This window comes from Streptomyces sp. NPDC058525, assembly GCF_042719495.1.
Classification (GTDB): domain Bacteria; phylum Actinomycetota; class Actinomycetes; order Streptomycetales; family Streptomycetaceae; genus Streptomyces.
This window is the reverse complement of sequence record NZ_JBHXNP010000047.1, coordinates 15,143-36,698: the sequence shown is the minus strand read 5'-3', so window position 1 is coordinate 36,698 and position 21,556 is coordinate 15,143. Positions and strand designations below refer to the sequence as shown.

The window sequence follows — 21,556 nt, the reverse complement described above, 5'->3', positions numbered from 1 at the left end:
ATCCAGGCCCGGCGGCGCGGCGCGAACGGACCTGCTCCTTGCCGTTCCTAGGGATCCTAGGTATAAGCTAAGACTCCTAGGAACGGGGAGGGTGCATGGCGCGGGCAGGGCTGACGGCGGAGCGGGTGACGGTCGCGGGCGCCGAGTTGGCGGACGAGGTCGGGCTCGACCAGGTGACCATGTCGCAGGTGGCGCGGCGGTTCGGCGTGAAGGACGCGAGCCTCTACACGCACGTGCGCGGCCTGGAGGATCTGCGCGGGCGGATCGCCCTGCTGGCGGCCGACGAGAAAACCATCCGCATCGCGGAGGCGACCTCCGGGCGGGCGGGCAAGGACGCACTGGTCGCGTTCGCCAACGCCTGGCGGGAGTACGCCCACGAGCATCCGGGGCGCTACATGGCGACGCAGACCCCGATCCGGATCGACCCCGAGCTGGCCGCACGAGCGTCCGGGCCGCGGCGTGCGGTCGAGCTGACCTACGGCATGCTGCGCGGCTACGGACTGGCCGAGCCGGACCTGACCGACGCGGTCCGGTTGCTGCGCAGCACGTTCCACGGCTTCGTCGCCTTGGAAGCCGCGGGCGGGTTCGCACACGAGCGTTCACCGCAGGACTCCTGGCTCCGCGCCCTCGACGCCCTGCACACCCTCCTGGAGCACTGGCCGCCGTCCCGAGAAGGAGACCCGTCATGACCGACCCGACCATCGGCAGCCTGCGCGTGGACGGTGCGACCCTGCACTACGAGGTACGCGGCCAAGGCCCGCTCCTCCTGCTGATCCCCGGAGGGTCCGGGGGCGCGGCCTCCTTCGACGGCATCGCCGACGACCTGGCCGCCGAATACACCGTCGCGACCTACGACCCCCGCGGCATGTCCCGAAGCACGCTGGACGACGCCGAGGCCGAGCAGAAGGTGGCCCAGCATGCCGACGACGCGTTCCGGATGCTGGAACTGCTGTCGCCCGGCGAGCCCGCCCGGGTGTTCGGCGCCAGTTCGGGCGCGATCGCCGCCCTGCACCTCCTCGCCGCCCATCCCGAACGCGTCGAACGCCTCGTGGCACACGAGCCGCCGGTCGTGGAGGTCCTGCCCGACGCCGCCGAGCATCGCGCACTGATCGCCCGCGTGCAGGAGACCCTCCAGACACAGGGACTCATGCCGGCGATGGCGACGTTCGCCGCGGGCCTGAAGAAGGACGGCCCCGCTGCCGAGCCGAAGGCCGAGATCAAGCTCCCGCCGCAGGCAGCGGCACGGGCCGAGCAGACGATGGCCAACCTGCCGTACTTCATCGGGCGCATCGTGCCCAGCTTCATGTCCTACACCCCGGACGTCCACCGACTAGCCACCCTGACGGACCGTCTGGTCCTCGCCTGCGGCCAGGACTCGCGCGGCGAGCTGCCCTACCGTCCGGCCGCCTTCCTCGCCGAACGTCTCGGCACGAACCTCCTGCACTTCCCCGGCGGCCACACCGGCCTGACCACGCACCCGGCCGAGTTCGGAGAGCTCCTCCGGAAGGCTTTCCGCGCCTGAAGCAGGAGCAGAATGAGCCCTGTGAACGACGGCTCGGACTGGCCGCGCCGCGCCTCAACCCAGCCCACATCAGGTCCGTCGGCGCCCCGGACGAGGCCGAGTTGAGCAGCGTGCTCAACGCATGGGGCATCCGGCCGGGTCTCTTCGTCCACCCGTGTGAGAGGGTGCGCGGCTGGGAGGCCGGCGGCCGCGTGCTCGACCGCAGTCCGCTCGTCCGGCTCCGCCGCGCGATGGCGCAGGCACGGACTCAGGGGTTGCTGCGCGCCGATGTCGAGACCGACGCCCTGGCGGCCGTGGTCAGCGCCGCGTGCGTGGGTGCGCTGCACCAGTGGGTCGCCGGCCGGATCGATGACGAACGGTTCCTCGCGCAGGCCCTGTTCGCACTGGACGTCGTACTCGCCGCGGCGGCCGCCGATCCCCACCGCGACCAGCTGCTGGCGCCGCTGCGCACCCGGGGCGGCGCGGAATGACGGCCGGTGCGCTGCCACTCTCCCGGGATTTCACGGGCCACGGCGGCATCCGGCTCACGGCGGACGTGTGGGGCGAGGCGTCCGCTCCGCCGCTCGTCCTGCTGCACGGCGGAGGCCAGACGCGGCAAGCGTGGGATCGGACCGGCCCGCGGCTGGCCGCGCTGGGGTGGCGGGTCATCGCCCCGGACCTGCGCGGGCACGGCAGCAGCGCATGGGCGGGCGATGGGGGCTACGCCCTCGAACTGTTCGCCGAGGACGTCCGGGCGATCGTCGCCGAGCTCGGCGGCCGGCCGGTGCTCGTCGGCGCTTCGCTGGGAGGCCTCGGTTCCCTGCTGGCCGCCGGCGAGGCGCCCGGGGCGGCGATCCGCGCCCTGGTGCTCGTCGACGTCGCCCATCGACCGGATCCCCGAGCGTTCCGGCGGATCGTCGCTTTCATGCGGGGTCATCCGGACGGGTTCGCCGACGTCGGGGAGGCGGCCGCGGCAGTGTCCGCGCACCTGCCGCACCGCCCGCGCCCGGCCGACCCCGAAGGGATACGGAACAACCTACGGCGGCGCGGCGACCGCTGGGTCTGGCACAGGGACCCCCGGATCCTGGACAGCTTCGAGGGCCGGATGGACCCGCCGGGCATGGCCGAGCGTCTCCTCGACGCCGCGCGCCACGCCGACGTACCGATCCTGCTCGTCCGCGGCGGGGTCAGCGACGTAGTGCGCGAAGACGTGGCCGAGCAGTTCTGCGACCGGGTGCCCCGCGCCCGGCGCGTCGACGTCCTCGGCGCCGGGCACATGGTGGCCGGCGATCGGAACGAGCACTTCCTCGACGCGATCGTCCCGTTCCTGGAGCGGCTCGACTGAGCGCGTACGCGCCCGCGCGTCGCGGAAAAGGCGATGTCGCCAACGGGCCGGGCCGGGCCGTGGTGCGAGGCCCGGCCGGCCCAGGGCGGGTGCGCCCGTCAGGGGGCCGGGGGCGGGGCTCCCGGGTCTTTGCGCTCCGGGTCGTCCTTCGGCTTGGCGGGTGCCTCGTCCTGCGCCGGGCCGATACGGATCTCGAACTCGCCCGCGTACTTCTCGTGGCCCGCGATCACCGCTTCCTCCATCGCCTCCTCGGCGAGTTCACCGCGGACGATCAGCGGGTCCTGGCGGAGGTCGCGCAAGAGCGCCCAGCACATGCCGATCATCACCAGCACGAACGGTGCCGCGACGAGGATCGTCAAGTGCTGCAAGCCCGCGAGGGCGTCGCCCTTGCCCTCGCCGACGAGCAGCATCACGGCCGCCACGCCACCGGTCACCACGCCCCAGAAGACGACGATGAACCGGGCGGGTTCGAAGGTTCCCTTCTGGGAGAGGGTGCCCATGACGATGGACGCCGCGTCCGCGCCGGAGACGAAGAAGATGCCGACCAGGACCATCACGAGCAGGCTCATCACGCCGGCGATCGGGAACTCCTGGAGCACCCCGAAGAGCTGCGCCTCGGGCGTGGTCGCGTCGCCGAGCTTGCCCTGCTCCTTGAGGCGCATCGCCGTACCGCCGAAGATGGCGAACCAGACCAGGCTCACGGTGCTGGGCACCAGGATGACGCCGCCGACGAACTGGCGGATCGTACGGCCACGGCTGATGCGGGCGATGAACATGCCGACGAACGGCGTCCACGAGATCCACCACGCCCAGTAGAAGACCGTCCAGCTGCTCAGCCAGTCGGCGACGTCACCGCCGCCGGTGGACGCCTCGGTGCGGCCGATCAGCTGGGGCAGCTCGTCGAAGTACGCGGCCAGGGAGGTGGGGATCAGGTCGAGGACCAGGATGGTGGGTCCGACGACGAACACGAAGACCGCGAGGATGACGGCGAGCACCATGTTGATGTTGGAAAGCCACTGGATGCCCTTCTCCACGCCCGAGACGGCGGAGAAGACGAAGCAGACGGTCAGCACGCCGATGATGGCGACGAGCAGCCCCGTCCCGGCCTTGCCCAGCCAGCCCACCTCGTGCATGCCGCTGCCGATCTGGAGCGCGCCGAGCCCCAGGGACGTCGCGGAGCCGAACAGCGTGGCGAAGATCGCCAGGATGTCGATCACCCGGCCCGGTGCGCCCTCGGCGCGCTTCTTCCCGAGCAGCGGCACGAAGACGGCGCTGATCGCCTGCCGTCTGCGGCGCCGGAAGGTGCTGTACGCGATGGCCAGGCCGACCACGGCGTAGATGGCCCACGGGTGCAGCGTCCAGTGGAACAGCGTGGTGGCGAGGGCCGTCTGCATGGCGTCCGCCGAGTCGGCGGGGTCGGTGCCCGGCGGCGGGGTGGTGTAGTGCGCGAGGGGTTCGCTGACGCCGTAGAACATCAGGCCGATGCCCATGCCGGCGCTGAACATCATGGCGACCCAGGAGACGGTGCTGAACTCCGGCTTCTCGTGCTCCTGGCCCAGCTCGATCCGCCCGTAGCGGCTGATGGCGAGCCAGAGCGCGAAGACCACGAACCCGGAGGCGACCAGGACGAACGCCCAGCCGGCGTTGTGCATCAGGCCGTTCAGCAGGGTGTCGGAGACGCGCTCCAGCGCGCTGGTGGCCGTGGCGCCCCAGATCACGAAGCCCAAGGTCAGCACGGCCGTCACACCGAAGACCACCCGGTCGGTGACGGGCTCCTTGTCCTCGTGCGGATGGCGGCCGGGCAGGGCCGCCTTCACGGGCAGCCGCAGCCTTTGCATCCGTTTACGTTGCTCCTGAGACACAGGCGGCACCTTTCGCGGTCGTGGCCCGGTTTTGGCCTCGGATATCCCGTACCACGGCGCGCACACCTGTCCCTGCATCAACAGGCCCCGATCGGCCGACCGGCTCAGGCCCGCGGTGCGATTTCCTCGAGGTCGTCGACGGTGCCGGACATGATGACCCGGATGTGCTCGGTGAGGTGGTCCGCGGGCCAGTCCCACCAGGCGAGGGCGAGCAGGCGGGCGATGTCGTCCTCGTGGTGGCGGGTGCGGATGAGCCGGGCCGGGTTGCCGCCCACGATGCCGTAGTCGGGGACGTCGTCCACGACCACCGCGCCGGAGGCGATGACCGCGCCGTGCCCGATGCGCACGCCCGGCATGACCATGGTGTGGTAGCCGAACCAGACGTCGTTGCCGACGACGGTGTCGCCCCTGGACGGCAGGCCGGTGAGCAGGTCGAAGTGCTCGGCCCAGGATCCGCCCATGATGGGGAAGGGGAACGTGGAGGGCCCGTCCATGCGGTGGTTGGCCCCGTTCATGATGAACCGCACCCCGGTGCCCAGCGCGCAGAACTTCCCGATGACGAGCTTCTCCGGCCCGTAGTGGTAGAGCACGTTGCGGGACTCGAACGCGGTCGGATCGTCAGGGTCGTCGTAGTACGAGTACTCCCCGACCTCGATCAGCGGCGAGGTCACCAGCGGCTTGAGCAGGACCACGCGCGGCTGGTCGGGGAACGGGTGAAGCACCGTCGGGTCGGCGGGAAGGCGATTCATGGCAGTCGCTCTCGGTTCTCGGTTCGGTTCTCGGTTCTCGGTTCGGTTCTCGGTTCGGTTCTCGGTTCGGCAGGGGCGGCGAAGGCCCATTCTGTGACCTCAGGCGTGGGGGCGCCGCAGGCGGCGGACCAGGGCGGCCTCGGTTTCCGTGAGGTGGGGGTCCGCCAGCCGTCGCTCGGTGGCGGCGGGCATGCCGGCGCGCCGGTCGGTCCCGCAGGTACGGGCCATGGCGCGCAGGAAACCCCGGATCAGCAGGCTTTCGTGCGGGCGAAGGACGATGCCGCGCAGGATGACGAAGGTCATGGCGACATCGACCTCGGGGCGGCCGACGCGGGAGGTGCTCCAGTCGATGACCCGCGGGCCGCGGTCCGTCATGATGACGTTCTCCGGGTGCAGATCGAGGTGCAGCACCCGGTCATCACCGCCGTCGCCTCCCGGGAGCCGGGGCAGCCAGCCGGGGTCGGGCAGACCGTGCAGCTCCCGGTGCAGCCGGCCCAGCAGCGCGCCGTACGCCGCAGCCCGCCAGGGACGGCTGCGCAACGCCTCGCTCATGGTCGGCCCGTGCAGCCGCTCCATCACCAGGTCCGTGCCGGCCGCCTCGTGGACCACCGGCACCGGGTAGCCCTGAGCCGCCAGCCACCGCAGGAGCCGCGCCTCGTCCTCCGCCGGGCCTCCGTTGCGGAAGCGGCGCAGCACCCGGTCTCCGCCGACGGCGTACACGTCGGCCTCGCGTCCCCGCCCGATCAGCTCCAACACCCCTCCTCGGTCCGCCTGCTCTGCCCCAGGGCAACGCGATCGCCCCCGGCCCGCAGTATCCACGAGGGGAACCGAACGCAATGACCAGTGGCGTTGGTCTGTTCGGTGGCGGCGGATGCGCCGAAGTGCTGATGAGCGGCGCGTACGGAACGGGTACGGGGACGGTTCGGCGGGCCGGAGGTCAAGATCGCTGCGTATGAGCGGCGGACTGTGTGAAGGAGCGCGCAGGGCGGCCCGCCCTTCCTCCCGGTGCGGGGCTCGAGCGCATTCCGTACGGCCGTGGCAGCGGCCGCATGTCCGGACGGTTCGCGGGAACCCGGCAGGGCAGGGGGCGGTCGAGAAGGAGGGATCAGGGAACGATGGCGTCCGACTCGTCGACCGTGCCCGCGGAGGCAGGCACGGCCACCGTCACCACCGCCGTACCGGCCCGCCTCGACCGCCTGCCGTGGTCCCGCTGGCACTGGATGATCGTGATCGGCCTCGGCACCGTCTGGATCCTCGACGGTCTCGAGGTCACCATCGTCGGCAACGTCGCCGGCCGCCTCGCCGAGGAGGGCAGCGGCCTCGACATCACCGCTGCCCAGGTCACCGGTATCGCCGCCGCCCTCTACGTGGCAGGCGCGTGCTCCGGGGCGCTCTTCTTCGGCTGGCTGACGGACCGCTACGGCCGCAAGAGGCTCTTCATGGTGACCTTGGCCGTCTACCTGGCCGCGACCGCCATGACCGCGCTCTCGTTCGAGTCCTGGTGGTTCTTCCTCTTCCGCTTCCTCACCGGCTTCGGCATCGGCGGCGAGTACGCGGCCATCAACTCGGCGATCGACGAGCTGATCCCGTCCCTCTACCGGGGCCGGGTCGACCTCATCATCAACGGCAGCTACTGGCTCGGCGCGATCGGCGGGGCCCTGCTGTCCGTCGTGATGCTCGATACCGACATCTTCCCCAAGGACCTCGGCTGGCGGCTCAGCTTCGCCCTCGGCGTCGTCCTCGGCCTGGTCATCCTGCTCGTGCGCCGGCACGTTCCGGAGAGCCCGCGCTGGCAGTTCATCCACGGCAGGTCGCAGGTCGCCGAGGCACTGGTGTCGTCCGTGGAGCGCGAGATCGAGCGGGAGAAGGGCGAGCGCCTGCCGCCGCCGGCCGGTGAGATCACCATCCACCAGCGCAAGAGCATCGGCTTCGGGCTCATCGCCAAGACGGTCTTCGGCCGCTACCCGCGCCGCGCGTTCCTCGGCCTGTCGCTCTTCATCGGCCAGGCCTTCCTCTACAACGCCATCACCTTCGGCTTCGGCACCATCCTCACGACCTTCTTCGACGTGCCGACGGGCCACACCGGCTACTACTTCGCCGTCATCGCCGCGGGCAACTTCCTCGGGCCCCTGCTGCTCGGCAAGCTGTTCGACACGCTCGGACGGCGGATCATGATCTCCTCCACCTACCTGCTCTCCGGCGTGCTCCTGTTCGGCACGGCGTGGCTGTTCGACCGGGGTTCGCTCACGGCGACGAGCATGACGGTCTGCTGGTGCGTGGTGCTGTTCTTCGCTTCGGCGGGCGCGTCCAGCGCGTACCTGACCGTGTCGGAGATCTTCCCCATGGAGACCCGCGCCATGGCCATCGCCTTCTTCTACGCCCTCGGCACCGCGGCCGGCGGCATCAGCGGCCCGCTGATCTTCGCCGACCTCACCGAGTCGGGCGTGGTCGGCGACACGGCGCTCGCCTTCCGGATCGGCGCCGCGCTGATGTGCGCCGCCGGCCTCGTGGCGGCCTTCCTCGCGGTCAAGGCCGAGCGCCGCTCGCTGGAGGACATCGCCGAGCCGCTGTCGGTGGTGAAGCCGGCCGCGGCCGGCTCGCGGTGACCGCGGCCGCGCTCGGCGTCGGGCAGGGGCGTACGGCACGCTGGGCCGTCTCCGAAAGAGAGGGCCTAGCGGCCGCTGTCCGTGAGGACCGTCGGGGAGGCCCCGCGCTGGTGCGGGACCGGCACCTGCGCGGACGGCTCGGGGAGGTCGCCGTCCCGGTGGAGGGCGACCGTACGGGTCGGGGCGGGGATCGAGATGCCCTCCGTACGGAACCGCCGGTGCAGGCGCTTGATGAACTCGTGCTTGATCCGGTACTGGTCGCTGAACTCGCCGACACCCAGGATCACGGTGAAGTTGATGCGGGAGTCCGCGAACGTGTGGAAGCGGACGGCCGCTTCGTGGTCGGGGACCGCGCCGTTGATGTCGGCCATCACGCCGTCGACGACGTCCAGGGTCACCCGCTCGACGTGCTCCAGGTCGCTCTCGTAGCCCACTCCCACCTGGACCAGGATCGAGAACCGCGCTTCCGGCTGGGTGAAGTTGGTCATGTTCGTCCGCGCGAGACGCCCGTTGGGGATGATGACCAGGTTGTTCGACAGGTTGCGCACCACGGTGTTGCGCCAGTTGATGTCGACGACGTACCCCTCCTCGCCGCTGGTGAGCCGGATGTAGTCACCGGGCTGCACGGTCTTCGAGGCGAGGATGTGCACCCCGGCGAAGAGGTTGGCGAGGGTGTCCTGGAGCGCGAGGGCCACCGCCAGACCACCCACTCCGAGGGCCGTGACCAGGGGCGCGATGGACACGCCGAGGGTCTCCAGGGCGACCAGCACGCCCATCACGAGGACCACGATCCGCGTGATGTTGACGAAGATGGACGCCGAGCCGGCCACCCCGGTGCGCGCCCCCGCCACGGACTGGACGAGGCCGGCGACGACCCGCGCCGTGCTGAGCGTGGCGATGAGGATGAGCAGCGCGGTCAGGGACTGGTTCACGATCCCCGAGACCCGTGGGGTGAGCGGCAGGGTCGTGGCGGCCACCGCGGCGCCCGCGATGAGTGCGGCACCGGGGGCGATGGTGCGCAGGGCGTCGACGATGATGTCGTCGCCCCGCCACCGGGTGCGCTCGGCGTGCCGGCCCAGCCACCGCAGGAGGGCGCGCAGCAGCAGCCCGGCCGCGGCGCCCGCCGCCAGCGCGATTCCCGCGACGAGCCAGTCGTGCAGGACGAGATCCCGGTTCAACGGACCCCCTCCGCTGGGCGGCGCCGGCCCGGGGGCGTGGCGACGGACGCTGCCGGCCGTCGTATGAGGTGTGTCGTCACCTTGTCACCTGTCAGTTCGTCGTGCTGTAAGCCGCGTTCGGGCGTGTGTGCGCATCCGGAACGGGCTGCCATCCTGCCCCATGGCGGGTGACGCGCCGCAGGCGGGGGCGGTGGCTACCGTCGTACGGCGGCGTGTTCGAGGACCGCGCGGACCTCGGCGGTGATCGCGCTCTCGTTGCGTTCGAACTCGGGGCCGGTCAGCTGCTGGGGGTCGGCCGGCAGGCCGGTGAGCACGGGGGTGTGGAGGTGGCCGCCGGGCAGGTGCGGGGCGAGTTCGGTGCGCAGCCGGTTGGAGCGGTAGGCGACCTCGTTGGACAGGTAGCCGCCCCCGCCGCCCGCCACGGCCCGGGAGCCGGGCGTGGGGCCGTCGGGCCGGTCGACGGGAGCCGTGCCGCCGGCCGGGATCTCGGTCACCTCGCTGTTGAGGAGGACGGGGTACGGGGTCTGCACGGCGGCGGTCACCGCGTCGGCGGGCAGCGTGGTGCGGATGAACTCCGGTCCGGGGCCGAGGCCGGGGGCCGTCACCGGACGCTCGCGGGTGCCGCCGGAGAGGGCGCGGGCGTTGTCGGGGTACGGGTCGGCGGACCGGGCCCGGCCCGCCCAGTCCTCCAGGGTGAAGATCCCGGGGTAGCCCTGGCTGACGGTGGTGATGATGTCGGCCGAGGCGGGTCCCGCGGCCATGCGCGGGGCGAAGGCCCGCTCCACCATGTGGGCGTCGAAGTCGGCGTAGCGCACGGGCAGGACGACGGCGCGGATCTCGGCCGGGGTGCCGTCGGCGAGGGTCACGCGCCGGCCGTTGAGCTGGAGGGCGGCCGATCCGGAGGGGTTGGCGCGGCGGATCTCGGCGTCGAGCCCGAAGGGGTCGAACCCGCTGATGAAGATCCTTCGTACGCCGGGCGCCGGCCGGAAGGCGTTGTCGGTGAGGCCTCGGGAGGCGTCCTCGAAGCGGGCGCGGAGCGCGGCCCGGTCGACGGTGAACTCCGGCTGCCAGCGGGCGAGGGCGGCGGTCATGGCGAGCCGAGCCCAGTACAGCGGCCGGTCGTCGCCGGCGGCGAGGTCGCCGCCGGGCCGCTGGCCCTGGGCGCGTCGTACGGAGGCCTGCCAGAGGGCCTCGCCCCAGGACTGGAGGAGCCGTTCGGCCTCGGCGGGGCGGCGCGTCGCGCACAGGGCGGCGGGGAACCGTCGTACGAAGTCCTCGAGGCCGGCCCGCTGGACCAGGGCGGTGGTACGGGCGTCCGCGAGCCGTGCCTGTTCGGCGTCGAGCGGTGCGGTGGCCTGGGTGCGGCAGGCGGACGAGCCGTCGGCCGCGTGCGCGGGTGAGGCGACTGCCACGGGGAGGATGGTGATGAGAAGGGCGGCGGCCGATGCCGCGCGACGTAAGATCATCATGCGATGTGACATTACATAGCGGCCGGCACCCCCACCACAGGGGCACCGGCCACAGCCGCGAGGACTGGCTCAACTCCGCCGGCCTCGGGTCCGGGCCGGTGCGCCGCTCATCCGTACCGGCGCAGCTCGTGGAAGAAGCCGTCGATGACCTGGAGTTGCCCGGTGCGCAGGGCCTCGTCGTAGACGTGCTTGCCGACGGCCAGGTCGAGCACGCCCAGGCCGAAGGGCGAGAACACCACGGGCCGGTCCTGCGGCACCTCCACGCGGCCGGTGGTGACGTCGTGCAGCGTGCCGGCGAGGAAGTCGCGGCTCCCGGTGAGCTGTTCGGCCAGGTGGGGTGAGGTGTCGGCCTTCAGGCAGTGCTCGACGTCGTCGACGATGTTGGTCGAGGCGAGCAGGATCTCGGGCGAGAGGTCGCGCAGGGACACGTGCAGGACCAGGGGGTTGTGGTCGAACCACGCCGGGTCGGTGACGTGGGGCCGGTCGGCGATGGTGGCGAAGACGAGCAGGTCGCTGGAGCGGATCAGCTCCTCGGGGCTGTCGTGCAGGGTGATCCGGGTGGTCTCGTCGGTGCCTCGCAGGTAGCTCTCGAAGCCCGCCGCGCTGTCGGCGGAGATGTCGTGCACGCCGATCTCGTCGAAGGACCAGCCGGTCGCGGCCAGGAAGGTGTGGATGTAGCGGGCGATCAGGCCGGTTCCGAAGAATCCGATGCGGGTCGGCCGGGTCCCGCGGGCCCGGCTCAGCCTGTGGGCGGCCGATGCGGCCATCGCCGCGGTCCGGGTGGCGCTGATGATGGAGCTTTCCAGGCAGGCGAACGGGTAGCCGGTGTCGTGGTCGTTGAGGATCAGCACCGCCGAGGCCCTCGGGAGGCCGGCCTGCACGTTGTCGGGGAAGCTGGAGATCCACTTGAGACCGTCCACCCGGTCCTGCCCACCGATCGATGCGGGCAGCGCGATGATGCGGGCGGTCGGGCGGTCGGGGAAGCGCAGGAAGTACGACGGCGGGTTCACCGACTGCCCGGCGGAGTGGAGTGCGTAGGTGGCCTCGATCAGTTCCATGATCTGGGGTTCCTGGCCCTGGAGGGTGTGCTGGACCTGGGCGCCCGGGATCACGGCGAACGGGGGCACGGTGAACTGCGGTGCTGCTGCAACCGGTTCGGGCGTCGTGGACTGCGCGGGAGTGGTGCGGGCGGTGGTCATCGGGTGCTCCCCTCAGAGGATGCGGTCAGGGCGGGCGGGAAGGAGTGCGGGGTGTGCGGTGCGGCCATGGCAACGAGGACCTCGCGCGGCGGCTCGTACGGTTCCCGGCTGTGGGCGGTACGGATGTTGTCGATGAGCATCAGGTCGCCGGACTGCCAGGGCTCGCGGACGGTGTGCTCGGTGTAGACGGTGTTGATCAGCTCGACGATGTCCTCGCCGATCGGGTCGCCGTCTCCGAAGCGGGTGTTGAACGGCAGGGCGTCGGGGCCGTAGACGTCGACGAGGTACTCCCGCACCTCGGGCGCCAGCGTCCACTCGTTGAGGAACGCGATCTGGTTGAACCAGCAGCGCCGGCCGGTCGCCGGGTGGCGCACCACGGCGGGGCGGCGCTGGCGGGTGCTCAGGCCGCCGTCGCCCTGCCAGGCGAACTCGATGGCGTTGGCGCGGCAGTAGTCCTCGACGGCCGCCCGGTCCTCGGTGCCGAACGCCTCGGTCCAGGAGGCGCCGATGTCGTCGTTGTAGGTACGGGTGAGCAGCCAGCCCTCGGCTTCGAACCGCTGGACGAGCTCCGGCGGCAGCGCGTCCAGGACGGCGGCGGAGTCCGCGAGGGCGGTGGCTCCGCCCTCGGCGGGTGCCGTCAGGCACGCCATCAGCATCAGGCCGGGCGGGCTGTGGGTGTAGCTGAGCTCGTGGTGCATGCACATGGGCTGGTTGGCCGGCCACACCGTGGAGGAGTACACGCCGGGGGCGTGGGCCTGGCGGGGCGCGAAGGTCTCGGTGTCGGCCATCAGGGCGGGGGCCACTGCGGTGAAGACGGCGCCCACCTGCCCGGCGTCTGACAGGCCGAGCCCGCGGACGAGGACGGCGCCGTGTTCGGTGACGAGGCCGCGCAGGGTGTGGCGGTGTTCGGCGGCCCAGGCCGGTGCGTCGGCCGGTGCGGGGGTGGGGACGTGCAGGATCGGGGGTGTGCCGGGGTTCAGGTCCACCGGGGGTACGGGCACGGAGGCCGGTACGGGGCTGGGGCTGAGCGGGGCGGGGCTGACGGGGGCGGGGCTGGTGAACGACATGGTCTTGGTCCTTTCGGGGGTGTCGGGGTGGAGCAGGGGGACGGCCGTCAGAGGGAGACCGACGGTGCGGTGGGGCGCGGCCGGGCCGCGGTGTCCAGGAACCGGGCGAGATCGGTGAGGACGGGGTGCCGGTTGACGTCCGCCGGGGACACGGCACGGTCCAGGGTGACGGCGAGCCGCACGGCCGACAGGGAGGTCCCGCCCCGGTCGAAGAAGTTGTCGCCCCGGCCGATCTGGTCCTGCGGAACGCCGAGCACCTTCGCCCACGCGGCCGCCATCCGCTGTTCGGCGGGCGTGCTCGGCGCCTGGACCTCGTCCTCGGTGGCGTCCTCGGTGCCGTGCAGCTGCGCGGCCAGGGCCGTCAGGGCCTTGCGGTCGATCTTGCTGTTGGCGGTCAGCGGGAGGCTCTCCTGCCAGTGAATGGCCGAGGGGACCATGTAGCCGGGCAGTGACGCGCCCAGCCGGTCCAGCAGGACGCCGGTTTCGAGCGGCTGCGGAGCGCTGTAGAACGCCACCAGGTGAGTGCTGTGGTCGGGCCGCTCGGTGACCACCACGGCGCTGTCGCGGACCCCGGGGGCGCGGAGCAGGGTGTTCTCGATCTCGCCGGTCTCGATGCGGAAGCCGCGGATCTTGACCTGGTTGTCGCGGCGGCCGAGGAACTCCAGCTTGCCGTCGGGCTGCCAGCGGCCGACATCGCCGCTGCGGTACAGCCGCCGGCCCGCGCGGTGCGGATCGGCGAGGTAGGTCGGCCGGGTGCGCTCGGGGTCGTTGACGTAGCCGCGGCCGACGCAGATGCCGGAGAAGGCGATCACTCCGGGTGCGCCGAGCGGCACCGGGTTGAGGTGCTCGTCGACGACGTAGAGGTGCACGTTGTTGACGGGCCGCCCCAGCGGCACCCGGTCGGTGTCCGGGGTGCGGTCCATGACCTCGTGGTTGGTGTCGTCGCTGGTCTCGGTCAGCCCGTAGGCGTTGACGAGCCTGATGCGGGGCTGGGCGGTGAACCAGCGCTGGGCGAGTTCCTTCTTCAGCGCCTCACCCGTGACCGATACGTACCGCAGGTCCGGCAGTGTCCGGGGGTGCTGTTCGAGGTGGGACAGGACCACGTCGAGGTAGGAGGGGACCACCTGAAGGACGGTGACGCGGCCGCGGGCGACGGTGTCGACGAACCGTGCGGCGTCGAGGATCACCTCCTGCTCGATCAGCAGGGTCCGCCCGCCGACGAGCAGCGGGGCGAGCAGCTGCCACAGGGAGATGTCGAAGCACTGGGGCGCGGTCTGGGCGACCACCTGCCCTTCGGCGATCTCCAGGTCGTCGATCTTGGCGTAGAGGTGGTTGAGCATGCCCTCCTGTTCGCACATCGCGCCCTTGGGCTCACCGGTCGAGCCGGAGGTGAAGTAGATGTAGGCCAGCTGGTCGGGTGCGACGTCGATGCCGAGGTCGGTCCCGGGGTGCTCCTGGCCGTCGGCGGTGTCGACGAACAGCGGGCGGACCGCGGGCCGGGCGGCGAGGGCCGACCGCACGCCGGCCGTGGCGTCCGACCGGGTCATCAGGAGTCCGCAGCCGGCCCGGGCGAGCATGGTGGTGATGCGTTCGGCCGGCAGGTGGGGCTCGATCGGGAGGTAGGCGCCTCCGGCCTTGAAGACGGCCAGGACGGCGGCCAGCCAGTCCAGGTCCCGCTCCATGGCCACCGCGACCACCCCTTCGCTGTGCAGCCCCCGGTCCAGCAGGGCGCGGGCCAGCCGGTTGGCTCGGGCGTTGAGCTGCTCGTAGGTCCACTCCCGGTCGCCGTGCTGCGCGGCGACGGCGTTCGGGTGCTGCCGTACGCGCTCCTCGAACAGTTCGTGCACGCGGCGCTCGGGCAGCTCCCGGCTGGGCCCGGCGAGGCCGTCGACCTGGAAGCGGAGCTCTTCGGCCGACAGCAGGCTCTGGGCCGTGTGATCGGCGTCCGGGTCGGCGGCGATCAGGGCGAGCGCGGTCAGGTGGTATCCGGCGATCCGGGCCGCGCAGTCCGCGTCGAGGACGTCGGTGCGGTAGCGCAGCCGCAGTATCGGCCGGCCGTCGTCGTCGTGGACGATGCCCGTCCACAGCGCCGGGTCCACCGCCGTGTCCTGCGCCGGGTCCGCGGCCGGGGTGCCGCCGGTGACGTCCAGGACGGTCTCGAAGGGGGCCTCGACCAGGCCGAGTTCGCGCCTCAGGTCTTCGACCGGGAAGTCCTGGTGGGCCCGCAGCCGCGCGAGGGCCTCGCGGGTGTGCAGCAGCAGGCTCCGCCACGAGCCGGGGCCGGTGGTCAGCCTGCACGGCAGCGGCCGGACTCCGGCGGCGGCGACGTACCCTGTGGTGACCTCCTGCTCCCCGCTCAGCGCGGCCAGCACCTTCGCGTGGGCGGTCAACAGCACGTATTCCAGCGGCACTTCCAGGTCGTCGGCCACCCGGCGCATGGCCGTCAGCCGGCCGGCCGGGACCGGCGTCTCGTACTCGGCCACGCCCGCGACCGGCACCCGGGTCCATCGGGGAAGGGGGGCGGAGCCGCTGCCGGCGGCCAGGATGCCGTGCCAGAACTCTCGGCTGGTGGATGCGTTGAGTGCCATGAGGGGTCTCTCCTGTCTGGTGCTGATGTGGGTCGGGGTGGGTTTCAGCTGGACTGCGGCCGGGCCGGGTTTCCCGTCCACCGGGCTCCCTGCGGGACCTGCTCGCCCTTCATGAGGAAGGAGTCGCAGTCGAGCTGGACGCGGTCGCCCAGGGTCACGCCGTAGTGGACGAAAGCGCTGACACCGAGGGTGGAGCCGTCACCGATCGTGGTGCGGTCGGACTTGAAGGCGCCGTCCTCCTGCGAGTGGCACTGGACCACCGTGCCCGCGTTCAGCGTGCAGTCGTCCCCGATGGTGACGAGGGTCCGCTCCGGGAGAAAGCAGCCGTCGTCGAAGACCCGCTTGCCGATCCGTGCGCCCAGCAGCCGCCAGACGACGTTCTTGAACGGAGTTCCGTCAAAGATCTGCACGTAATCGACCGACGCCATCTTCCAGAAACGCTCATGCCTCCAGAAAGACGGCTCGTAGATCGAGCAGTACAGCGGTTTCTGGGCCTTGAATCCGGTGGCGGCCCGTTCGATCAGCGCGAAGTAGACGACGGTGAACAGCAGTGTGAGGACACCGGCCAGCGCGAACGCCGACGCACCTAGCGAGGGGTAGAGGGCTGAGGCGCTCAGGGCGACAAGGCTCACGAAGAAGACGTGGATCCACCGCGCCATCAAGTACAGCCCCGCCGTGACGGCATTGTGCCGGTTCTTGCCGGCCAGGCGCCGGCGCAGCTCGCTGCCGCTCTCCAGTTCCTCGAACCGGGTGTCCCGCATCACCGTGCGGGGGATCGCGAAGGCGGGCGAGCCCAGCAGGCCCACGTTCTCCCGTACCTCCCCGTCGACCGGGACCATCACCTTCGTCGCGAGCAGGCAGTTGTCACCGGTCTTGGCGTGCGCGGGATAGGCGATGCGGTTGCCGAGGAAGTTGTCGGCTCCGATCGAGACCCGGGACAGCCTGAACGCCGTGTTGGAGAAGTCGGCGTTGATGACCGACAGACCGTCGGCGACCATCGTCTTGCTGCCCACCGAGCTCAGGAACGGATTGTCGTGCTTCACTTCGCTGCCGAAGTTCGAACCGGTCTGCGTGACGCGCGACAGGTCGTAGCCGAGGTAGCGCAGGTAGTGGACGATCGCGGAGCTGTCCCCGAACAGCACCGTGAAGAACTTGGTGTTGGTCAGACGCGCGATGGCGCGCTGCAGACCGTAGTGCAGGCCGTAGAGCGGATAGACCGTGTCCGGCTTGACCGCCAGGTTGAGCAGCCGCGGCAGTACGCCCTGGATGAGCAGGCCGACGAGCGCGGCGCCGAAGAACAGTACGAAGGATGCGGCCAGCGCGCCCAGATAGAGGCTCCCGCTGGTGAACTCCGCGGTCCCGGCCTGTGTGGGTGTGGTCAGCTGCGACAGCGGGGCGAGCAGCACGCTCAGGCCGCCGGTGGCCAGCGGCAGGAACACCAGCACCAGGCCGAGCAGCTGCCCGACGGTGTAGCGGACCTTCCTGGCCGTGGAGCAGTCGGCGGCGCCGACCGTACGGAAGTCCGTACCGGTGGGCTCGGCCGGCGACCCGTGCCAGCGCTCGCCCGCGGGGACCGTCTGACCTGCGTGCAGGCTGGAGGCGTGCCCGAGCTGGGCCCGGCTGCCCATCGAGGTGTTGATGTCGAGGACGGTCTGTTCACTGACGAGGACGTTGCTGCCGAGGGTGACCGGGCCGGTCTGGATGAGACCGTCGTGGGCCCGGTAGCCGGAGAAGAGCACGTCCTTGCGGACCACGGTTCCGTCACCGATCGTGATCAGGTCGGTGCAGACGGGGATGTGCGGGGAGAAGATCGCGACGTTGCGTCCGATCTTGGCGCCCAGCGCCCTGAGGTACACCACGTAGAGCGGCGATCCGGTGAGGAGGCGGGCGGGGCTGGTGCGGATCAAGGTCTTGACCAGCCACCAGCGGACGTAGCCGAGGCTCCAGACGGGGAACTCGCGGGGCGTGAAACGACCGATGAGGGTCCACTTCCCGACGATCGGGACGGCGCACAGGCCGGCGAAACCGACGCCGCCCGCCAGTACGGATCGCAGGTAGACGTCGAGCACACCGTGACCGGCGGCGATCCACTCGAAGCCGAGGACCGTGAGCACGGCGACGAGGTAGGAGTAGCCGAGGAACACCAGGAACTGCAGCGCTCCGCAGAGCAGGTACTGGCCCGTGCCGGCCCGCTTCACCTGCTGGCGCGCCGGAGCGGTGGCCGGAGGGACGGACTGGCAGACGGGTACGGGTACGGGCGCAGGCGCGGGCGCGGTGTGGCTCGTGGCCGCGGGCTCGGGCTCGCGCTCGGGGGTTACGGGCGCGGGGACTGTCGCCGCCGGGACGGCCGGCGCGGCGTGGGTGAGCGCGGCGGCCAGGCCGTCGACCGTGGGATTGCGGTAGACGTCCTTCATTGATGCGGGCGGCAGGTCGCCCCGCTTCCGGATTCGGGCGCAGAACCGCGCCATCACCATCGAATCAGCGCCCAGGTCGGCGAAGAAGTCGCTGTCGCCCGGGACCTGGTCCACACCCACGACATCGGCCAGCACCTCCGCAAGGATCCGCGCGGTCTCGGCCGTCGGGCCGTCCGGCGTGGCTTTCGGCCGGTCGTCGGGCCTGCTGGTGGACAGCGTTGCGGTGGATTTCTCTAGCATGTCTGCTCCTCGACGATGTTCCGGCTGCCGCGGACCGCGGGGGCCGGAGGATGCCTTGCGGCATCGATCGTGTGGGTGACGCTCGGCAACGGATGGCGTCACCTCGTCACGGCTCTCACTGCCGCCCCTCCAGTAGGCCCCGGGGGCACTTTTCCGTCACGCCGCTTGATGTCGTGGCTTGACAGCACACACCGGCAGAGGTAGCGGCCCGCCGGTCCGGCGCCTACCCGTGATCGCGCACGGCGTCAAGTCCCGAGATCGGGTGACATGACAGAGCCGCAGGTCAGCACGCGTACTGGAGGGGTCCCGAAGACGTCGCAGCAGCCGAGGTCTTCTCCGAGCCGCCCACACGAGCCAGTGGCACCAGAGCCGACGTGAGCGCATACCAGGAGGTGCCCATGCCGGTCATATCCACCCCCCAGGAATTCAACACGGACGACCTCTACGTCGACCTCGAGGCGATCAGCGGGCACCGGCTGTTCCTCAAGTGCGAGGGATTCAACTTCGCGGGGTCCATCAAGCTCAAGGCCGCCACGGCGATGGTCGAGGCCGCCGAGCGCGACGGCCTGCTCACCCCCGGCTCGATCCTGGTCGAGTCCTCCTCGGGCAACCTCGGCGTGGCGCTGAGCATGATCGCCGCGAGCAAGGGCTACCGGTTCGTGTGCGTGACCGATTCGCGCTGCAACCTGGCGACCCGGCTGCTCCTGGAGGCCCTCGGCTGCGAGATCCACGTCGTCACCGAGCCCTCCCCCACCGGCGGCCTGCTCGGCGCCCGCATCGACCACGTCCGCGCCCTGTGTGCCTCCGACGACCGCTATGTATGGCTCAACCAGTACGCCAACCCCAACAACCACAAGGCCCACTACCGCACCACCGCACCGGCCATCGCCCGCGCCTTCCCCGACCTCGACGTCCTGTTCGTCGGGGCCGGCACCACCGGGACCCTGATGGGGTGCGCCCGCTTCTTCCGCACCTGGCACCGCCCGGTACGCATCGTCGCGATCGATGCGGAGGGCTCGGCCACCTTCGGGGAGGAGCCCAGCCGCCGCATGATCCCCGGCCTCGGCACCAGCATCCGCCCGCCGCTGCTGGACACCTCGTACGTCGACGAGGTCATACACGTCAACGAGGCCGAGACGATCCGTACGTGCCATCAACTGGCCCGCCACGGCTTCATCTTCGGCGGCTCGACCGGCACCGTCGTGAACGGGGCCGCCCAATGGCTGGCCCGGCAGGAGAAGCAGGTGACCGCGGTCGCCATCGCCCCCGACCTCGGCGAGCGCTACCTCGAAACCGTCTACCAGACGGACTGGGTACGGAACTTCTACGGCGAGGACGTCCTCCAGGCCCGGACGGCCGCGGCCGCCGCAGCGGCCTGACCTGTCGGGTGCGCCGCGCGCGACCTCAGCGGCGGTCGGCCAGCAGGTCGTCCAGTTCGGCCGCGAAGAGCTGCGCCGGGTCGAGGTCCATGCCGGCGAAGTGACCGGCGAGCTCCAGCGACAGGACGCCGTGCAGACGGGTCCAGACGGTCAGGAACCGGTGGAGGGCCCCGGACGTAGCGGGGTGGCCGGCGGCCCAGTCCCGATGGCTCTCCAGGTAGACGCCGAAGGGGGTCGCAGCGCCGTCCGCGGCAGGTTCCCCTGCTCCCCCGAGCGCCGCGCACGCGTCGAGCAGCGTGGTCATGACCTCGGAGGAGATGGCGGTGATGTCCGCGGGCGCGTGGTAGCCGGGGATGGGGGTGCCGTAGACGAGGAAGTACCGCTGGGGGTCCGCCAGGGCCCAATCGCGCAGGACGTGCGCCAATCCCGCGAGGTCGGCCCCGGCCGCGGAGGCCGTGCGGAGGGTGTCGGCGAGGCTGCGGTACGCCTCCCGGACCAGTTCGGTGATCAGCTCGTCGCGGCCGGCGAAGTAGCGGTAGAGCGCGGGTCCGCTCATGCCCATCTGCTTGGCGATCGCGTTGAGGGAGAGCGCGGATGCCCCCGCCGTGGCGATCTGCTCCCAGGCGCGGGCCGTGATCTCCGCGCGTACCTGTTCCCGGTAGCGCTCCCGCGGGGTCTTCGCGCCCATCGCCGCCATGGCCTGCCACCGCTCCCGCCGATTCGACTACACCCTCAAGGATTAGTGAGAAGCTATCACGCTTCTCATTGACCGCCTGCCGTACGGGAGTTATAACTTCTAACGAACACGTGAGCCTCTATCGGCATCGCGTATCGCCCACCCAGAGGAGAACTCCATGTCCGGCATCCGCAGCACCGGCGCCCGCGCCGCACTGTTAGCCGTCCCGCTCGCCCTCACCCTCGGCCTCCTGGGCGCCACTGCCGCGCCCGCCGGGGCACTCGCCCCGCACCCCGGCTCCGCCACGTCCCTCACCTGCCGCGGGAAAGGCGTCGACTCCGGTGCGCTCGTCCGCCACCGGACCGAGATCGTGATCAACGCTCCGCTGCACACCGTCTGGAAGCTGCAGACCGACGTGGAGCGCTGGCCGTCCTGGCAGACCCCCGTCGAGACCGTGGCACGGCTCGACCACGGCCCCTTGCGCAGCGGTTCGGCCTTCCGGTGGACGACCCCCATACCCCCCAACCCCGCGACCCCCGCCACCTCCCTGGAGATCACCTCGACGGTCCGGCATCTCAAGCACCAGTCGTGCATCCGCTGGACCGGCCCCGCCATCGGCGAAGGGCTGCACATCGACGGCGTCCACGTATGGAACTTCACCAAGGTCAGGGGCGGTGGCGTCCGGGTGAGCACCGAGGAGACCCACACCGGCGCGCAGGTCGAGGCGGACGTGCCAACCGCGACCGCAATCCTCCGCGAGGGCCTCGAAGCCTGGCTGCGCGACCTGAAGTCCGCCGCCGAAGCCCGCGCCCACGACCAGCCGAGCTGACCGCCCCTATGATGGGCCGATGGCGACGATCAAGCAGATCCAGATCACCTTCGACTGCACGGAGCCCGAGCGCGTCGCTCGCTTCTGGTGCGAGGTGCTGGGGTACGTCGTACCGCCGCCGCCGGAGGGTTTCGCCGACTGGGACGCGTTCGATCGCGCGCTGCCGCCCGAGCGACAGGGTTCGGCGTTCGCGTGTGTCGACCCCTCGGGCGTGGGTCCTCGGCTGTTCTTCCAGCGCGTCCCCGAGGGCAAGATCGTCAAGAACCGGCTCCACATCGACGTACGGGTCGGCGCCGGACTCGTGGGCGAGGAGCGCCTGGCCGCCCTCGAGGCCGAATGCGCACGGCTGATCCCGCTCGGCGCGGTCCGCGTGCGGTTGCTGCCCGCCGACGGCGAGAACGAGTCGTGCCTCGTGATGCAGGACATCGAGGGCAACGAGTTCTGCCTCGACTGA

18 protein-coding genes are annotated in these 21,556 nt (G+C 71.2%); 8 read left to right on the top strand and 10 right to left on the bottom strand.

Going from position 1 to position 21,556, the window contains the following annotated elements:
- The first annotated feature begins 95 nt into the window (after positions 1–95).
- The 4 genes from ACFWP3_RS22105 (at position 96) to ACFWP3_RS22090 (ending at position 2,846) form a co-directional block, all read left to right on the top strand.
- Positions 96–689 (top strand): TetR/AcrR family transcriptional regulator, encoded by a 594-nt coding sequence (locus ACFWP3_RS22105; protein WP_384223682.1) that lies wholly within the window; start codon positions 96–98, stop codon positions 687–689.
- Positions 686–1,522 carry an alpha/beta fold hydrolase gene (locus ACFWP3_RS22100; RefSeq protein ID WP_384223680.1) on the top strand — a complete coding sequence of 279 codons (837 nt, stop codon included), beginning with the start codon at positions 686–688 and terminating at the stop codon, positions 1,520–1,522. The genes ACFWP3_RS22105 and ACFWP3_RS22100 overlap by 4 nt, the downstream gene beginning before the upstream one ends.
- Positions 1,523–1,623: 101 nt before the next feature.
- A complete protein-coding gene (locus ACFWP3_RS22095) occupies positions 1,624–1,992 on the top strand; it encodes a hypothetical protein (protein WP_384223678.1) in 369 nt (122 codons plus the stop codon).
- On the top strand, positions 1,989–2,846 hold the full coding sequence (locus ACFWP3_RS22090; protein ID WP_384223675.1) for an alpha/beta fold hydrolase: 858 nt from the start codon (positions 1,989–1,991) through the stop codon (positions 2,844–2,846). The genes ACFWP3_RS22095 and ACFWP3_RS22090 overlap by 4 nt, the downstream gene beginning before the upstream one ends.
- 98 nt (positions 2,847–2,944) lie before the next feature.
- On the opposite strand, the gene ACFWP3_RS22085 is transcribed toward ACFWP3_RS22090, so the two are convergent.
- The 3 genes from ACFWP3_RS22085 to ACFWP3_RS22075 form a co-directional block, all read right to left on the bottom strand.
- Positions 2,945–4,684, bottom strand: a complete 1,740-nt coding sequence (locus ACFWP3_RS22085; RefSeq protein ID WP_384223673.1) for a BCCT family transporter — start codon at positions 4,682–4,684, stop codon at positions 2,945–2,947.
- Positions 4,685–4,812: 128 nt separating this feature from the next.
- A complete protein-coding gene (locus ACFWP3_RS22080; RefSeq protein ID WP_384223671.1) occupies positions 4,813–5,457 on the bottom strand; it encodes a CatB-related O-acetyltransferase in 645 nt (214 codons plus the stop codon).
- 99 nt (positions 5,458–5,556) lie between these two features.
- Positions 5,557–6,210 (bottom strand): phosphotransferase, encoded by a 654-nt coding sequence (locus ACFWP3_RS22075; protein ID WP_384223668.1) that lies wholly within the window; start codon positions 6,208–6,210, stop codon positions 5,557–5,559.
- A gap of 362 nt (positions 6,211–6,572) precedes the next feature.
- On the opposite strand from ACFWP3_RS22075, the gene ACFWP3_RS22070 reads away from it, so the two are divergent.
- Complete coding sequence (locus tag ACFWP3_RS22070) at positions 6,573–8,063, top strand: MFS transporter (protein WP_384223667.1); 1,491 nt, start codon at positions 6,573–6,575, stop codon at positions 8,061–8,063.
- 65 nt (positions 8,064–8,128) lie between these two features.
- Here the strand turns inward: ACFWP3_RS22070 and ACFWP3_RS22065 are convergent, their stop codons facing one another.
- The 6 genes from ACFWP3_RS22065 to ACFWP3_RS22040 all read right to left on the bottom strand — a co-directional run bounded on the left by ACFWP3_RS22065 (position 8,129) and on the right by ACFWP3_RS22040 (position 18,218).
- Complete coding sequence (locus tag ACFWP3_RS22065; protein WP_384223665.1) at positions 8,129–9,241, bottom strand: mechanosensitive ion channel family protein; 1,113 nt, start codon at positions 9,239–9,241, stop codon at positions 8,129–8,131.
- A 194-nt stretch (positions 9,242–9,435) separates the two neighbouring features.
- Complete coding sequence (locus ACFWP3_RS22060; RefSeq protein WP_384223662.1) at positions 9,436–10,653, bottom strand: pyroglutamyl peptidase; 1,218 nt, start codon at positions 10,651–10,653, stop codon at positions 9,436–9,438.
- Between the two features lie 164 nt (positions 10,654–10,817).
- Positions 10,818–11,909 (bottom strand): 2,3-diaminopropionate biosynthesis protein SbnB, encoded by a 1,092-nt coding sequence (sbnB, locus tag ACFWP3_RS22055; RefSeq protein WP_384223660.1) that lies wholly within the window; start codon positions 11,907–11,909, stop codon positions 10,818–10,820.
- A complete protein-coding gene (locus ACFWP3_RS22050) occupies positions 11,906–12,976 on the bottom strand; it encodes a TauD/TfdA family dioxygenase (RefSeq protein WP_384223657.1) in 1,071 nt (356 codons plus the stop codon). Before ACFWP3_RS22050 ends, sbnB begins: the two co-directional genes overlap by 4 nt.
- A 47-nt stretch (positions 12,977–13,023) precedes the next feature.
- Complete coding sequence (locus ACFWP3_RS22045) at positions 13,024–15,564, bottom strand: amino acid adenylation domain-containing protein (protein WP_384223654.1); 2,541 nt, start codon at positions 15,562–15,564, stop codon at positions 13,024–13,026.
- 44 nt (positions 15,565–15,608) lie between these two features.
- Complete coding sequence (locus ACFWP3_RS22040; RefSeq protein WP_384223652.1) at positions 15,609–18,218, bottom strand: Pls/PosA family non-ribosomal peptide synthetase; 2,610 nt, start codon at positions 18,216–18,218, stop codon at positions 15,609–15,611.
- Between the two features lie 398 nt (positions 18,219–18,616).
- Here ACFWP3_RS22040 and sbnA point away from each other — a divergent pair, with 398 nt between their 5' ends.
- The gene (sbnA, locus tag ACFWP3_RS22035) at positions 18,617–19,597 is read left to right on the top strand and encodes a 2,3-diaminopropionate biosynthesis protein SbnA (RefSeq protein WP_384223650.1); all 981 of its coding nucleotides are present in this window, start codon (positions 18,617–18,619) and stop codon (positions 19,595–19,597) included.
- Positions 19,598–19,622: 25 nt separating this feature from the next.
- Here the strand turns inward: sbnA and ACFWP3_RS22030 are convergent, their stop codons facing one another.
- Entirely contained in the window at positions 19,623–20,294 is a 672-nt protein-coding gene (locus tag ACFWP3_RS22030; RefSeq protein ID WP_384223647.1) for a TetR/AcrR family transcriptional regulator, read from the bottom strand.
- Positions 20,295–20,451: 157 nt separating this feature from the next.
- On the opposite strand from ACFWP3_RS22030, the gene ACFWP3_RS22025 reads away from it, so the two are divergent.
- Both ACFWP3_RS22025 and ACFWP3_RS22020 read left to right on the top strand, forming a co-directional pair.
- On the top strand, positions 20,452–21,102 hold the full coding sequence (locus ACFWP3_RS22025; protein ID WP_384223645.1) for an SRPBCC family protein: 651 nt from the start codon (positions 20,452–20,454) through the stop codon (positions 21,100–21,102).
- Between the two features lie 19 nt (positions 21,103–21,121).
- Complete coding sequence (locus tag ACFWP3_RS22020) at positions 21,122–21,556, top strand: VOC family protein (protein ID WP_384223642.1); 435 nt, start codon at positions 21,122–21,124, stop codon at positions 21,554–21,556.

Excerpts from the sequence above, each read along its gene's own strand:
- ACFWP3_RS22025 (WP_384223645.1), top strand. The coding sequence starts at position 20,452 with ATGTCCGGCATCCGCAGCACCGGCGCCCGCGCCGCACTGTTAGCCGTC.
- ACFWP3_RS22040 (WP_384223652.1), bottom strand. The coding sequence starts at position 18,218 with ATGCTAGAGAAATCCACCGCAACGCTGTCCACCAGCAGGCCCGACGAC.
- ACFWP3_RS22050 (WP_384223657.1), bottom strand. The coding sequence starts at position 12,976 with ATGTCGTTCACCAGCCCCGCCCCCGTCAGCCCCGCCCCGCTCAGCCCC.
- ACFWP3_RS22030 (WP_384223647.1), bottom strand. The coding sequence starts at position 20,294 with ATGGCGGCGATGGGCGCGAAGACCCCGCGGGAGCGCTACCGGGAACAG.
- sbnB (WP_384223660.1), bottom strand. The coding sequence starts at position 11,909 with ATGACCACCGCCCGCACCACTCCCGCGCAGTCCACGACGCCCGAACCG.
- ACFWP3_RS22085 (WP_384223673.1), bottom strand. The coding sequence starts at position 4,684 with ATGCAAAGGCTGCGGCTGCCCGTGAAGGCGGCCCTGCCCGGCCGCCAT.
- ACFWP3_RS22105 (WP_384223682.1), top strand. The coding sequence starts at position 96 with ATGGCGCGGGCAGGGCTGACGGCGGAGCGGGTGACGGTCGCGGGCGCC.
- ACFWP3_RS22080 (WP_384223671.1), bottom strand. The coding sequence starts at position 5,457 with ATGAATCGCCTTCCCGCCGACCCGACGGTGCTTCACCCGTTCCCCGAC.
- ACFWP3_RS22100 (WP_384223680.1), top strand. The coding sequence starts at position 686 with ATGACCGACCCGACCATCGGCAGCCTGCGCGTGGACGGTGCGACCCTG.
- ACFWP3_RS22070 (WP_384223667.1), top strand. The coding sequence starts at position 6,573 with ATGGCGTCCGACTCGTCGACCGTGCCCGCGGAGGCAGGCACGGCCACC.
- sbnA (WP_384223650.1), top strand. The coding sequence starts at position 18,617 with ATGCCGGTCATATCCACCCCCCAGGAATTCAACACGGACGACCTCTAC.
- ACFWP3_RS22045 (WP_384223654.1), bottom strand. The coding sequence starts at position 15,564 with ATGGCACTCAACGCATCCACCAGCCGAGAGTTCTGGCACGGCATCCTG.
- ACFWP3_RS22020 (WP_384223642.1), top strand. The coding sequence starts at position 21,122 with ATGGCGACGATCAAGCAGATCCAGATCACCTTCGACTGCACGGAGCCC.
- ACFWP3_RS22090 (WP_384223675.1), top strand. The coding sequence starts at position 1,989 with ATGACGGCCGGTGCGCTGCCACTCTCCCGGGATTTCACGGGCCACGGC.